This window comes from Frigoribacterium sp. CFBP9029, assembly GCF_034045305.1.
GTDB lineage: Bacteria > Actinomycetota > Actinomycetes > Actinomycetales > Microbacteriaceae > Frigoribacterium.
Map to the genome: position 1 here is coordinate 119,271 of NZ_JAXCWB010000007.1, position 13,354 is coordinate 132,624.

The 13,354-nt window shown below is 71.6% G+C and carries 13 protein-coding genes; 7 read left to right on the forward strand and 6 right to left on the reverse strand.

The annotated features are described in order from the left end of the window. Positions 1-25 precede the first annotated feature (25 nt). From SOM11_RS10920 to SOM11_RS10930, 3 genes are read right to left on the reverse strand one after another with little or no spacing between them, the layout of a single operon-like run. The gene (locus SOM11_RS10920; RefSeq protein ID WP_320478014.1) at positions 26-1,036 is read right to left on the reverse strand and encodes an ABC transporter ATP-binding protein; all 1,011 of its coding nucleotides are present in this window, start codon (positions 1,034-1,036) and stop codon (positions 26-28) included. Next, entirely contained in the window at positions 1,033-1,830 is a 798-nt protein-coding gene (locus SOM11_RS10925) for an ABC transporter permease (RefSeq protein ID WP_320478015.1), read from the reverse strand. The genes SOM11_RS10920 and SOM11_RS10925 overlap by 4 nt, the downstream gene beginning before the upstream one ends. Continuing rightward, on the reverse strand, positions 1,827-2,651 hold the full coding sequence (locus SOM11_RS10930) for an ABC transporter permease (RefSeq protein ID WP_320478016.1): 825 nt from the start codon (positions 2,649-2,651) through the stop codon (positions 1,827-1,829). The genes SOM11_RS10925 and SOM11_RS10930 overlap by 4 nt, the downstream gene beginning before the upstream one ends. Before the next feature lie 228 nt (positions 2,652-2,879). Between SOM11_RS10930 and SOM11_RS10935 the strand changes: the two genes are divergently transcribed. Then, complete coding sequence (locus tag SOM11_RS10935) at positions 2,880-3,869, forward strand: LacI family DNA-binding transcriptional regulator (protein WP_320478017.1); 990 nt, start codon at positions 2,880-2,882, stop codon at positions 3,867-3,869. A gap of 19 nt (positions 3,870-3,888) precedes the next feature. Here the strand turns inward: SOM11_RS10935 and SOM11_RS10940 are convergent, their stop codons facing one another. Beyond that, the gene (locus SOM11_RS10940; RefSeq protein WP_320478018.1) at positions 3,889-4,494 is read right to left on the reverse strand and encodes a hypothetical protein; all 606 of its coding nucleotides are present in this window, start codon (positions 4,492-4,494) and stop codon (positions 3,889-3,891) included. Positions 4,495-4,526: 32 nt separating this feature from the next. Here SOM11_RS10940 and SOM11_RS10945 point away from each other — a divergent pair, with 32 nt between their 5' ends. After that, positions 4,527-5,066, forward strand: coding sequence for an adenine phosphoribosyltransferase (locus tag SOM11_RS10945; RefSeq protein WP_243213789.1), 540 nt, complete (start codon positions 4,527-4,529; stop codon positions 5,064-5,066). An 80-nt stretch (positions 5,067-5,146) separates the two neighbouring features. On the opposite strand, the gene SOM11_RS10950 is transcribed toward SOM11_RS10945, so the two are convergent. Next, a complete protein-coding gene (locus SOM11_RS10950; protein ID WP_320478019.1) occupies positions 5,147-5,881 on the reverse strand; it encodes a M50 family metallopeptidase in 735 nt (244 codons plus the stop codon). Between the two features lie 150 nt (positions 5,882-6,031). Between SOM11_RS10950 and SOM11_RS10955 the strand changes: the two genes are divergently transcribed. The 4 genes from SOM11_RS10955 (at position 6,032) to SOM11_RS10970 (ending at position 10,821) form a co-directional block, all read left to right on the forward strand. Continuing rightward, positions 6,032-6,484: a VanZ family protein gene (locus SOM11_RS10955; protein ID WP_320478020.1), complete on the forward strand. Its 453-nt coding sequence runs from the start codon at positions 6,032-6,034 to the stop codon at positions 6,482-6,484. Positions 6,485-6,577: 93 nt separating this feature from the next. Next, positions 6,578-6,847 (forward strand): 30S ribosomal protein S15, encoded by a 270-nt coding sequence (gene rpsO, locus SOM11_RS10960; protein WP_192060122.1) that lies wholly within the window; start codon positions 6,578-6,580, stop codon positions 6,845-6,847. A gap of 386 nt (positions 6,848-7,233) precedes the next feature. Further along, complete coding sequence (locus SOM11_RS10965) at positions 7,234-9,507, forward strand: polyribonucleotide nucleotidyltransferase (RefSeq protein WP_320478021.1); 2,274 nt, start codon at positions 7,234-7,236, stop codon at positions 9,505-9,507. Positions 9,508-9,744: 237 nt separating this feature from the next. Continuing rightward, positions 9,745-10,821 carry an aldo/keto reductase gene (locus tag SOM11_RS10970; RefSeq protein WP_320478022.1) on the forward strand — a complete coding sequence of 359 codons (1,077 nt, stop codon included), beginning with the start codon at positions 9,745-9,747 and terminating at the stop codon, positions 10,819-10,821. 326 nt (positions 10,822-11,147) lie between these two features. Here SOM11_RS10970 and SOM11_RS10975 read toward each other — a convergent pair whose 3' ends face one another. After that, a complete protein-coding gene (locus tag SOM11_RS10975) occupies positions 11,148-11,762 on the reverse strand; it encodes a TetR/AcrR family transcriptional regulator (protein ID WP_320478023.1) in 615 nt (204 codons plus the stop codon). A 220-nt stretch (positions 11,763-11,982) separates the two neighbouring features. On the opposite strand from SOM11_RS10975, the gene SOM11_RS10980 reads away from it, so the two are divergent. After that, the gene (locus SOM11_RS10980) at positions 11,983-13,353 is read left to right on the forward strand and encodes a M16 family metallopeptidase (protein WP_192060125.1); all 1,371 of its coding nucleotides are present in this window, start codon (positions 11,983-11,985) and stop codon (positions 13,351-13,353) included. Position 13,354 lies beyond the last annotated feature (1 nt).

Below are 13,354 nucleotides of genomic sequence, written 5' to 3' on the forward strand. Positions count from 1 at the left end.
GGGTCGGCCCCGCAGCCCCCGGGTGTCAGTCGGCGACCGCGACGAGTCGCCCGGCCGGCGCCGAGACGGTCACCGGGTCGCCGATCGCGATCGTCTCCACGCCGGTGCTGCGGACGTCGGAGACGAGTCGGACGTCCGCTCCGGCGGCGTCGACGGCCTGCACGGTCACCAGGAGGTCCACCCCGCGGTACGCGACGTCGGTGACGCGTCCGGCGAGCTGCAGACCGTCGTGCGCCGCGCCTCCTGCGGGGCCGCCGGGGGTGACCGCGAGGTGCTCGGGTCGGACGGCGAACGAGGTGCCGTCGGCCGCGGTGACGAAGTTCTCGTACCCGAGGAACTCGGCGACGAAGCGGTTCGCGGGGTTCGGGAACACCTGCTGCGGGGCGCCCTGCTGCATGATGCGACCGGCGCGCATCAGCACCATGTCGTCGCTCATCTCGAGCGCTTCGTCCTGGTCGTGGGTGACCAGCACGACGGTGAGACCGGTCTCGCCCTGGATGCGGCGGATCTCGGCCCGCATCTGCACCCGCAGCCGGGCGTCGAGGTTCGACAGGGGCTCGTCGAGCAGCAGCAGCTTCGGGCGGATCGCGATGGCCCGGGCCAGCGCCACGCGCTGCTGCTGACCGCCGGACAGCTTCTTCGGCTTGCTGCCCGCGAGGTGCGCGAGCCCGACGAGGTCGAGGGTCTCCATCACGCGCCGACGGCGTTCGGCGGTGTCGACGCCGCGCAGCTTGAGGCCGTACCCGACGTTCTCGGCGACCGACAGGTGGGGGAACAGCGCGTACGACTGGAACACCATGCCGAGGTCGCGCTTCTCGGGCGGGGTGCGGGTGCTGTCGACCCCGCCGATCCTGATCGTGCCCGACGTCGGCGCCGAGTAGCCGGCGAGCATGCGGAGGCTCGTGGTCTTGCCGCAGCCGCTCGGGCCGAGCAGCGTGGTGAGCCTGCCCTCGGAGATGGCGAGGTCGATCGAGTCGACGGCGGTGAAGTCGCCGAAGACCTGGCTCACGGCGACGAATTCTGCTGCGGTGCTCATCTGTTGATGCCTCCGAAGATCTTGGCGAAGCCGACGGTGCGTTCGGCGATGACGGCGATGACGACGGTGCCCGCGAGGATCAGCGTGGCCATCGCCGCGACCATGGGGTCGTAGCTCTGCTGCACGTAGTCGAGCATCGTGACGGGAAGGGTGCGGAAGTCGCGGCTCTGCAGCAGCAGCGACAGCGGCACGTTGTTGAACGACGTGACGAAGCTGAGCAGCGCGGCGGAGAAGATGCCGGGTCGCAGCAGGGGCAGCGTCACGGTGAAGAAGGCGCGGAGGGGCGAGGCGCCGAGACCGCGGGCGGCCTCCTCGAGCGCCGGGTCGGCGAGGGCGAGCGAGGCCCCGGTCACCCGCACGGCGTAGGGCAGCATCAGCACGGTGTGCCCGATCAGCAGCACCGGGAAGTTGTCGAGCCGGAACCCGATCACGAGCTGCTGGTAGAGCGCGAGCCCGACGACGAGCTCGGGCACGATCAGCGGCGACAGGAACAGCCCCTCGACCAGCCCCTTGCCGGGCAGTCGGCCGCGGTGGATCGCCAGCGTGGCGGGCACCCCGACGGCGAGCGCGAGCACGGTGGCGACGAGGGCGAGCTGCAGGCTCGACAGCAGCGCCGAGACGAACGGGTCGTAGCCGAGTGCGGCCTCGAACCAGCGCAGCGAGAAGCCCTGCGGCGGGAACCTCAGCGTGCTGCCCGAGGTGAAGGCGGTGGCGACGACGAACAGGATCGGAACGATCATGACGACGTAGCCGGCGACGGCGAGCGAACCGGCGACGGGGCGGCGGGTCTTCACGAGGTGGCTCCCTTCCGGGCGACGAGGGTCGACAGCCCCGAGACGGCGAAGACGAGCACGGTCATGATCAGGGCGGTGGCGGAGGCGCCGGCCCAGTCGATCGTGACGCTCGAGTACGAGAAGAGCTGGGTGGCGAGCATCCGCTGACCGGAGCCCCCGAGCAGGTAGGGCGTCGTGTACGCCGTCACCGAACCGGCGAAGACGAGGGTCGCGGCGACGACGACCCCCGGCAGGGACAACGGCACGACGATGCTCCAGAAGGTGCGGATGCGGCTCGCGCCGAGACCGCGCGCGGCGTCGTCGAGACCGGGGTCGACCTGGGCCACCGCCGAGTAGCACGAGATGATCGCGAGCGGCAGGAAGAGCTGCGTCAGGCCGAGCACGATGGCGAGCTCGGTGTAGAGCAGCTGCGGCGCCTCGTCGACGAGTCCGAGGGTGGTCAGCAGCTGCCCGATGGCGCCGTTCTTGCCGAGCAGCACGAGCCAGCCGAAGGTGCGGACGACGTTGCTCAGCAGCAGGGGGAAGATCGCGAGGGCCAGCAGCACGCCCGACCAGCGCGACGTCGAGCGGGCGAGCAGGTACGCGATCGGGAAGCCGAGCGAGACGCAGATCGCCGTGACGATCAGGCCGAGCCCGACCGTGCGACCGATGATGCGGAGATCGTAGGGGTCGGTGAGCATCCCGCCGAGGCGACCGACGATCTCGACGGCGGTGACCCCGGGAGGCGCGAACAGCATCGCGAGGGACGGCACGGCGAACCCCACGACGAGGAGGAGGAGACCCGGCAGCAGCAGGAGCAGCGCGGGTTTGCGGGACGTCACGGGGTGCCTCCGATCGGTGTGGCGGGTGCGGCCGGTGTCAGGCTCGCCGCTCAGGCGTTCGAGCGATGCAACCGGTTACATCGACCCTAGGGGCGTGCGGCGCCCGAACCGTCCCGTCCGTGTAAACAACGTGTAAAACCCGCGACGCACCCTGCGAGACCGGTTTCAGCCGACGCCCTAGGCTGACGGCATGACGACGGGGTGGCGCGCGAGCGGCGGGGGCGGGCGATGAGCGGCCCGGGGCGACTGGCGACGCTCGCCGACGTCGCGACGCTCGCCGGGGTCTCGAAGGCGACCGCCTCGCGGGTGCTGAGCCGCCCCGAGCTCGTGGCCCCCGAGACCGCGACCAGGGTGCTGTCGGCGGCCCAGAAGCTCGGGTTCGTGCCCAACCGCGCGGCCCGCCAGCTCGCCCGCGGTCGCACGGGCGTCGTCGCGGTCGTCGTGCCCACGCTCGACAACGCGTTCTTCACCCCCATCATCGCCGGGGCTCAGGCCGAGGCGGGCGAGGCCGACCTGCAGCTCACGGTGGCCGTGCACCCCCTCGCCGGGGTCGCCGAGCTCACGGCGTTCGAGCGCCTGTCGCACCAGGTCGACGGATTCATCGTCGTGGCGCCCCGCGGGCCCGACGACGTCGTGCGGGCGGCGATCGCCCACAAGCCCACCGTGCTGGTCGATCGGGAGGTGACCGGCGCCTCCTCGGTGGTCGCCGACACGGCCACGGCCTTCGGGTCGCTCGTCTCGCGGTTCGCCGACGAGGGCCGCCGGCGCATCGTCTACCTCGGCGGCCCCGACGGCTCGTGGCAGAACCTGCAGCGGACGGTCGCGGTCGTCGAGGCCGCCCGGGGCCGGGCCGAGCTGACCGTCCTCGGTCCGTACCCGGCGACGTTCGAGGCCGGCGTGCGGGCGGCGGCCGACGTCATGGCCTCGGGCGCCGATGCCGTCGTGCCCTACGCCACGGCCATCGGCCTCGGCGTGATGTTCGTCCTCCGCGGCGGAGGGGCAGGCGTCACCGCGGCGCCCGTCGTCAGCTCCGAGCGGATGGTCGTCGACGCCCTCGGTCTGCAGGGCGTCCCCGCGATCGACGTCGACGGCGAGCACCTCGGCCGTGTCGCCGCCTCACGACTCATCGCGGCGATCGCCTCCGGTGCGCCCGCCGAGGCGACGCCGCTCCGTCTCCCCGTCCCGGTCCGCTGGCCCGGCGCTCCCGGCCCCGGGTGAGGTCGGGCGGCGGCGGGCGTCAGCGGTACTCGTCGGGCCAGTCGAAGGCGGGAGGCGCGGTGACGGTCTCGCCCGTCGGCGCGAGCACCAGCGCGATGTCGTCGAAGTCGCCGAGGGGGATGCCCGCCGGGTCGCCCGGGTAGCGGGAACCGCCGACGAATGTCGTCAGCGCGTACCCGTCGTCCGCGCCCAGCGAGCCGATGCTCGTCGCGTCGAGGTCGACGTCCCACTCGGTGAAGAGCTGCCCGAGCACGAGGGTCTCCCGCCGGGGCGACTCGACGTGGACGATGCCCGTCGTGTCGTGGGTGTGCAGCGGCGCCGCGAACTTCGTATCGGCGTCGTGGCCGATGTCGCCGGGCAGGGTGACGGGCTCGCCGTCGACCGTGATCGACAGGTGGCTGTGCACGTGCATCGCGAGGTCCTCGCCCCAGACGTTCGTCAGACCGGCCGCCGCCGCGCGGGCGGGTCGATCGGCCACGGCGGGAACCGGCCAGGGAGGCGCGGTGTCCGCACCCGAGACCCGGTTCGGCAGGCCGGACTGGACGACCCCGATCGCGACGCCGCCGGCGATGACGACGGCGGCGGCGACGAGGCCCAGCAGGCGGGGGGACTGTCCCACATTCATGGCGCGATGCTACGCCCGGTACATTCGTGTGAATGTCCACCACCGACGTCTCCGCCCTCCTCGACGACCTCATCGCCGTCGTCCCCGACTTCCCGAAACCGGGCATCCTCTTCCGCGACGTGACCCCGCTCTTCTCCCACGCCGACGCCTTCGCGACCGTGACCACGGCCCTCAGCGAACCGTTCGACGGGTCGTTCCAGGCGGTCGCAGGCATCGAGGCCCGCGGCTTCGCGCTCGCCGGCGGCATCGCGATCGAGCAGGGCGTCGGAGTCCTCACCGTCCGCAAGGCGGGCAAGCTGCCCGGCGAGGTGCTGAGCGAGAGCTACGCCCTCGAGTACGGCGAGGCGACCCTCGAGCTGCGCCCCAGTCAGCTGCCGAAGGGCACGCGGGTGCTGGTCGTCGACGACGTCCTGGCCACCGGCGGCACCGCCGAGGCGACCGTCACGCTGCTCGAGCGCGCCGGGTACGAGGTCGTCGGGCTGGCCGTGCTGCTCGAGCTGGACGGTCTCGGCGGGCGCGACCGCCTGGCGCCGCGCCTCCCCGTCCACGCGCTCGGCTCCGCCCCGGCCTGATCCGCGCCGGCCCGGCCCGGCCCGACCCGCCCGGCCTGACCCGAGCGGCCGAGACCCGACTCAGCCGCCGGAGACCCGGCTCAGCCGAGCGAGCGCGCCAGCTCGATCGTCTGGGGGAAGATCAGCCCGGCCGAGCCGCCCAGGCAGACCAGGGCGACGATCACGAACACGCCGACCCAGACGACCCCGGGCACGCGGGTCAGGGCGGCCAGCTGGTCGGCGTCCGATCCCGTCGTGCGCGAGCGGCGGCGACTCCGCTGCAGCTCGAGCGAGGTCCGCAGGGCGCCGAAGCCGAGCACGGCCGTCAGGGCGAGGCCGAAGGCGCTCTGCCAGGGCGGCGAGGCGAAGAAGGTGACGGCGACGACGATGGCCGCCCCGACGAGCACCACCCAGAGACCGAACCAGTTGCGGATCTGCACGAGCATCAGCGCCAACAGCAGCAGCAGCGCCCAGAGCAGCCCGGCGGCGTACCCGGCCGACAGCAGCCAGGCCGCGCCGAGCGACGCGATCGCCGGCGCGGTGTAGCCCGCGAGCAGCGTCAGCACCATGCCGGGGCCGGTGCGCGGCCCGCGCGACACGGTCAGCCCGGAGGTGTCCGAGTGCAGGCGGATCCCCGACAGCCGCCGCCCCGTGAGCACCGCGGCGAGTCCGTGGCCGCCCTCGTGCACGACGGTCACGGCGTGCCGCACGGTGTGCCAGGCGCCCGGCACGAGCACGGCCGCGAGGCCGGCGGCGACGGCCGCGAGCAGCCAGGGGAGGGGGAGCGGCTGCGCCACGAGGGTGACGCGGCTCCAGAGTTCGGCGACGAGGTCCACGCGACGAGCCTAGGAGGCGCGGTGCGCGGCTCCCTGGCACCGCACCTCCTCGGGTCGCCGGCCCCGCACCCGCCCGCCCGGCGTCGTCCTGGAGGATGAACTCCGCCGCCGCGGCCCCGATCCCCAGGTCGCGTCCGTCACCATGGAGTCATGCGTCGTGCCGTCCTCCTCCTGCTCACCCTCGTCTATCTGGCGGGTGTCGCATGGATGACGCTGCGCCCCAGCGTCTACGGGCCCGGCACGACCGAGCTGCTCTGGCGCGCCCTCGACCTCTTCGCCCGGCACGACGAGACGTCGTGGATCACCTTCGCCCGGGTCGAGGCCGCGGCGAACGTCGCCATGTTCGTGCCGATGGGCATGTTCCCGGCGCTGCTGCTGCCCAGGCGGTTCTGGTGGGTCGGCATCGTGGTCGGCTTCGCGGCGACCGTGGGCATCGAGTGGTACCAGGCGGCCTACCTGTCGGCCACCCGGTTCTCCGACCCGCAAGACCTGGTCATGAACACGCTGGGCGCGGTCATCGGCGCCGTGTTCGTGGGTCTGGCCCTGCCCCGTCGCCGCCGGCGTCGACCCGCGGGCGCCCAGTCCGCCGCCCCTGTCTGGTAAGCTCCTCAGGTTGCCGTCTGAACGGCCGCGGAATAAGAGAGCTCGCACATCCGGTGACGGGCACCGCGCAACGAACTGAAAGGGGATCCACCTATGGCACTCGCACCTGACGTCAAGACCCGGATCATCGAAGAATACGCGACCCACCCCGGCGACACCGGATCCCCCGAGGTCCAGGTCGCCATGATGACGCAGCGCATCCTCGACCTCACCGAGCACCTCAAAGAGCACAAGCACGACCACCACTCGCGTCGTGGTCTGCTGCTCCTCGTGGGTCAGCGCCGCCGACTCCTGGGCTACCTGTCCCGGGTCGACATCGAGCGCTACCGCACGCTCATCGGTCGTCTCGGCCTGCGCCGCTAGTCTTCGCGCTCCGAACGTCTCGACGACGGCCCCCGTCCCGCTCAGCCGGGCGGGGGGCGGTCTTTCTCCCCGGGTCGTTCCGCGTCCTCGGGGCGCGCCGCCCGCTCCGGCTCCGTGAGGCGATCACACCCGGGTGCTAGGATCGCGCTCGGAGCAGGCCGGTACGGCTGCTGGTCACCGGTGGTGGCAGGCGGAATGCCCCGATCGACGCATCGAGTCGCGATCGGAGGCGGGGTCCGACCGTCTTCACTGTTGGCCAGACGTGCCACCGCCTCCGTCGCGTTGCTGCACGTGCATGTCCTCATGCCGCCCACGCCGCCCGCTCCCGGTACGACATCGAGGCCCACACGGGGCATCGATTCAAAACAAAGAGGAGAAACCCCCACATGGAGGGTCCAGAGATCAAGTTCGGCGAAGCCGTGCTCGACAACGGCAAGTTCGGCAAGCGCACCATCCGATTCGAGACCGGTCGTCTCGCCCAGCAGGCCCAGGGAGCCGTCGCCGCCTACCTCGACGACGACACCATGCTGCTGTCCGCCACCAGCGCCAGCAAGAAGCCGAAGGACAACTTCGACTTCTTCCCGCTGACCATCGACGTCGAAGAGCGCTCGTACGCCGCGGGCAAGATCCCCGGCTCGTTCTTCCGTCGCGAGGGCCGCCCCTCGACCGAGGCCATCCTCGTCTGCCGTCTCATCGACCGGCCCCTGCGTCCCTCGTTCGTCGAGGGTCTCCGCAACGAGGTCCAGGTCGTCATCACGGTGCTCAGCATCGCTCCCGACGAGTTCTACGACGCTCTCGCGATCAACGCGGCCAGCGCCTCCACCCAGATCTCCGGTCTGCCGTTCTCCGGCCCCATCGCCGGTGTGCGCCTCGCGCTGATCGGCGACCAGTGGGTCGCCTTCCCGAAGGCCTCGCAGCTGGCCGACGCCGTCTTCGACCTCACGGTCGCGGGTCGCGTCGTCACCGACGCCGCCGGCAACGACGACGTCGCGATCATGATGGTCGAGGCCGAGGCCACCGAGCACGCCTGGGGTCTCATCCAGGGCGGCGCGACGAAGCCCGACGAGGCCGTCGTCGCCCAGGGTCTCGAAGCCGCCAAGCCGTTCCTCAAGCAGCTCGTCGAGGCCCAGGCCCAGATGGCCGCGCAGGCCGCCAAGGAGATCGCCGACTACCCGGTCTTCCTGCCCTACACCGACGAGGTCCTCGAGGCCGTCACGGCCGCCGCGGGCACCGAGCTCGCCGAGGTCTACAAGATCGCCGGCAAGATCGAGCGCCAGGACGCCGACGACGCCCTCAAGGCGACCGTCAAGGACGCCATCGCGGCCAAGGTCGCCGCGGGCGAGCTGCCCGAGACGGCCAACGGCCAGGTGGGCGCCGCCTACAAGTCGGCGACGAAGAAGGTCGTCCGCGACCGCATCCTCACCGAGCAGATCCGCATGGACGGGCGCGGCCTGGCCGACATCCGCCCGCTCGACGCCGAGGTCCAGGTCATCCCGCGCGTTCACGGCTCGGCCATCTTCCAGCGCGGCGAGACCCAGATCATGGGCGTCACCACGCTGAACATGCTCAAGATGGAGCAGCAGATCGACTCGCTGAGCCCCGTCACCAAGAAGCGCTACCTGCACCACTACAACTTCCCGCCCTACTCGACCGGTGAGACCGGCCGCGTCGGTTCGCCGAAGCGTCGCGAGATCGGGCACGGCTTCCTGGCCGAGCGCGCCCTCGTGCCGGTGCTGCCGAGCCGCGAGGAGTTCCCCTACGCCATCCGTCAGGTGTCCGAGGCCCTCGGTTCGAACGGTTCGACGTCGATGGGCTCCGTCTGCGCCTCGACCCTGTCGCTGCTGAACGCCGGTGTGCCCCTCAAGGCCCCCGTCGCCGGCATCGCCATGGGCCTCGTCTCCGACGAGGTCGACGGCCAGACGCGCTACGCGGCGCTGACCGACATCCTCGGCGCCGAGGACGCCCTGGGCGACATGGACTTCAAGGTCGCCGGCACGTCCGAGTTCGTCACGGCCATCCAGCTCGACACGAAGCTCGACGGTCTGCCGACCGCCGTACTCGACGCCGCGCTGAAGCAGGCCAAGGAGGCGCGCACCGCCATCCTCGGCGTCCTGAACTCCGCGATCGACGCTCCCGACGAGATGGCCCCGACCGCGCCCCGCGTGATCTCGGTCCAGATCCCGCAGGACAAGATCGGCGAGCTGATCGGCCCGAAGGGCAAGACGATCAACTCCATCCAGGACACCACCGGCGCCGACATCAGCATCGAAGAAGACGGAACCGTCTACATCGGTGCCGTCGACGGCCCGTCGGCCGAGGCTGCGCGTGCCCAGGTCAACGCGATCGCGAACCCCACCAACCCCGAGGTCGGCGAGCAGTTCCTCGGAACCGTCGTCAAGATCGCGTCGTTCGGTGCCTTCGTCTCGCTCCTCCCCGGCAAGGACGGCCTGCTGCACATCAGCGAGGTCCGCAAGCTCGCCGGTGGCAAGCGCGTCGAGAACGTCGAGGACGTGCTCGGAGTCGGCCAGAAGATCCTGGTCGAGATCACGAAGACGGACGACCGCGGCAAGCTCTCGCTCGCTCCGGTCGTCGCCGAGTCGGCCGACACCGACTCGAGCGGCGCCACCGAGACGTCGACCGACGAATCGGTCGACGCGTAGCACCCGCCTGAACCGACGAGCCCGTCGCGACCTCGTGTCGCGGCGGGCTCGTCGGCGTTCCGGGCCCATGAGCGGGTCGTCTCAGGCTCGAGTGGAAATAGGACGATTCTTCACGTAACGATTCGGTGCGGCGGCGCGCGCGACGAGGGCCGGGGTCGTATTCTGACGATGAGGCGCAGACCCTGGCATCCGTCCAGCTCAGACGGGTGAGGGTGCGCCAGCGGAGGAGGACTGTCGGTGACCGACTCGACGGCCACGACCGCACAGGCGGCCGCCGCCGAGCCCGACGCGGCCGTCCGCTCCGAAGTCGTCCCCTCCCATGCCGTCCGCGCCGGGTCGCAGCACGCCGCCACGGTCGACCAGGCGACTGTTCCGGTCGATCTGGGCATCATCCAGCCGCGCCGTCGACTCGGCACGTCCGATCTCCGGGTGTTCCCCCTCGCTCTCGGCGGCAACGTCTTCGGCTGGACGGCCGACCAGACCGAGACGCGCGCGGTCCTCGACACCTACTTCGATCTCGGCGGCAACTTCGTCGACACCGCCGACTCGTACGCCGGGGGGCGCAGCGAGATCATGATCGGCTCCTGGATGCGCGATCGCCGATCGCGTGACGACATGGTCGTCTCGACGAAGGTCGGCAAGAGCGCCGACAACCCGGGTCTCACGCCGAAGGCGATCGAGCGCGCCGTCGAGGCCTCGCTCGAGCGCCTCGGCACCGACCGCATCGATCTGCTGTACCTCCACGTCGACGACACCGAGGTGGCGTTCGAGCGCACCCTCCTCGCCGTCGACCACCTGATCCGCGCCGGCAAGGTCCGGTACTTCGGCGGTTCCCATCATTCGGGCAACCGGCTCTACGAGGCCCGGATCGCCGCGGGAATGCTCGGGGTCGCGCCGATGGTCGCGCTCCAGAACCAGTACAACCTGCTGAACCGCGGCGAGTACGAGAAGGGTCTGGCCCGGGTGGCCGGGCAGCTGGGTCTCGGTGTGATGCCGCGCTTCGCCCTGGCGAGCGGATTCCTCTCCGGCAAGTACCGCACCCGTGCCGACTTCGCCGGGTCGCAGCGTCGTCCGGATCTCGCGAAGCAGCTGACCAAACGCGGGCTGCGCATCCTGCACGAGCTCGACCGGATCGCCTCGGTGCACGAGGTGTCGACCGCCGCGATCTCGTTGGCCTGGCTGCTCACGAAGCCCAACGTCGTGGCCCCGGTCGCGAGCGCGACGAATGCGAAGCAGGTGTACGAGCTGGCGCAGGCCGTCCGCGTGCAGTTGACGCGCCTCCAGGTGCTCGACCTCGATCGGGTCTCCGCGTAAGACGACCGCCCACCTCGGGCACGGTCCGCTCCCGGGGTGCACCGGCGGTTCCGGCGTCGGCTCACAGAGGCGACCGGCGCGAGGCGCTTCGGCGTGCCGAACCCGACCGGCGCGGCTCGCTTCGGCGTGCCGAACCCGACCGGCGCGGCTCGCTCCGGCGTGCCGAACCCGACCGATCGTGCCGAAAACACCGACCAGCAGCGCCCTGAGCCCCCTCGCGAGACGAAACGGTCGCGATCTGCACACCCTTCCGGTCAGGCGCGGGATCGCGTGCGTGACGTGAGCGGGGGAGAGGTCGGGGGAGGGCCGAGGAGGTGCGGCGCGCGTCAGGCGTCGAGCAGGCGGTCCGCGGTGCGGCGCAGTGACGCGGAGGCGGCGATGGCGTCACCGGCGTAGGCGCCGACCTCGGCGCCGTCGAGTGCGAGCTGGAAGTCGTCGGCGGCATCGCCCGGCATCGGGTGGCCGGCGTTCTTGAAGAGCTCGACGAGCGCGTCGGTGAGCCATTCGCGGTGCTCGCTGATGGCGACGCGGACGGGGTGGGTCGGGTCGCTGAACTCGGCCGCCGCGTTGGCGTAGGCGGAGCCGCGGAAGCCGGGCTCCTGGAGTCGGGTCGCGAAGGCGTCGACGAAGCTGCGGACGGCGGCGACGCCGTCGGGAGCGGACGACACGGTCTCGGCGAGAGCGGCCACGTCGCGATCGTGCCGCACGGCGAGGAACTGGAGCACGAGGGTGTCCTTCGCGCCGAAGTGCTTGTAGAAGGTCGCCTTCGTGACCGACGACTCGGCGATGAGGCGGTCGACGCCCACGACGCGGATGCCCTCGTCGTAGAAGAGGCGGTCGGCGGTCGTGAGGACGCGGGCGCGGGCGCCGGGCGTCTTCTGGTCGGCGCGGGGTCGGCCAGGGAGACGCTGGACGGCCGGTTGGGGGGAATCGACCGTCACAGCGTGGCTCCTTGGAACATATCGGCTTAGAGCCGCGTGGGGGACGCGCGCTCCGGACCTTGCGATGATGTCCGACCAGCCGCCGCAGCCGTCTCTCGTGGGGGGACGGGTCGACTGCGGTGTGACGACTGTAACACCGATGAGGACAGACCAACCCGTCTGTTTGTCCGCATTCCGTCCCCCAATTCGGGTGTCAGGGGCGGGCGGTAGGCTCACCACGATGAACGGACCGGTCGCACTGCCCCTCGACGAGGTCGAGCTCTCCTTCGAGGCGACGGGCGGCTCGCTCGTGCGGCGGACGGTGCTCCCCACGGGGGTGCGCATCCTCAGCGAGAGCATGCCCGGGGCCCGCAGCGCCACGGTCGGCTTCTGGGTCGCCGTCGGCAGCCGTGACGAGGGCGACGGCGACCGGGGGTCGACCCACTTCCTCGAGCATCTGCTCTTCAAGGGCACACCCACCCGGTCGGCCCTCGACATCGCCGTGGCCTTCGAGTCCGTCGGGGGCGAGCACAACGCCGCCACCGGCAAAGAGAGCACCTGCTATTACGCCAGGGTCCGCGACGTCGACCTCGACGACGCGGTCGACTCCCTCGCCGACATGGTGACCTCGTCGGTCCTCGATCCCCTCGAGTTCGAGACCGAGCGCGGCGTCATCCTCGACGAGCTCGCGATGGCCGACGACGACCCGAGCGACGTCGGCGGCGAGCGCCTCTTCGAGTCGGTCTTCGGCGACCACTCGCTCGGTCGACCGATCGGCGGGTCGCCCGACAGCATCCGGAGGGCCTCACGAGACGAGGTCCACCGGCACTACCTCCGCACGTACCGCCCGCGCGACCTCGTCGTGACGGTCGCGGGCGCCGTCGACCACGATCACCTCGTCCAGCGTCTCCAGGCCGCGATCGGGCGGTCCGACTGGTCCACCGACACCGCGCCTCCCGTGCCCCGTCGTCCGGCGACCGGCGCCGAGACGGCGCCGCAGCAGGGCGAGCCCCTCGTCGTCGTGCGCCGACCCCTCGAGCAGACGACGCTCCTCCTCGGCTTCCCGGGCCTCCCGGTGACCGACGACCGCCGCTCGGCCATGGCCGTGCTGAACTCCGTGCTCGGCGGCGGCATGTCCTCGAGGCTCTTCCAAGAGGTGCGAGAGCGCCGCGGTCTGGCCTACTCGGTGTACTCGTTCGCCCCGAGCTACTCCGACGCCGGTCTGTTCGGCCTCTACGCGGGGTGCGCGCCGGCCAACGCGGGCGACGTGGCCCGCCTGATGCTCGAGCAGCTCGACGAGGTCGCGACCGACGGCATCACGGCCGACGAGCACCGCCGTGCGCTCGGTCAGCTGGGCGGCGCCGCGGCTCTCGCTCTCGAAGACAGCGACACCCGGATGAACCGCCTCGGTCGCGCCGAGCTGTCGATGGGCGAGTTCGTCGATCTCGACGCCTCGCTGGCCCGACTCGCGGCCGTGCCGACCGACGACGTCCGCGACCTGGCCGCCGCCCTGCGCTCGGGCCCGCTGTCGACCGTGGTCGTCGGCGAGGTCGACGAGACGACGCTCCCCACCCGAGCGGCGACGGTCCCGACGTCGTCCGCCATCCGATGAA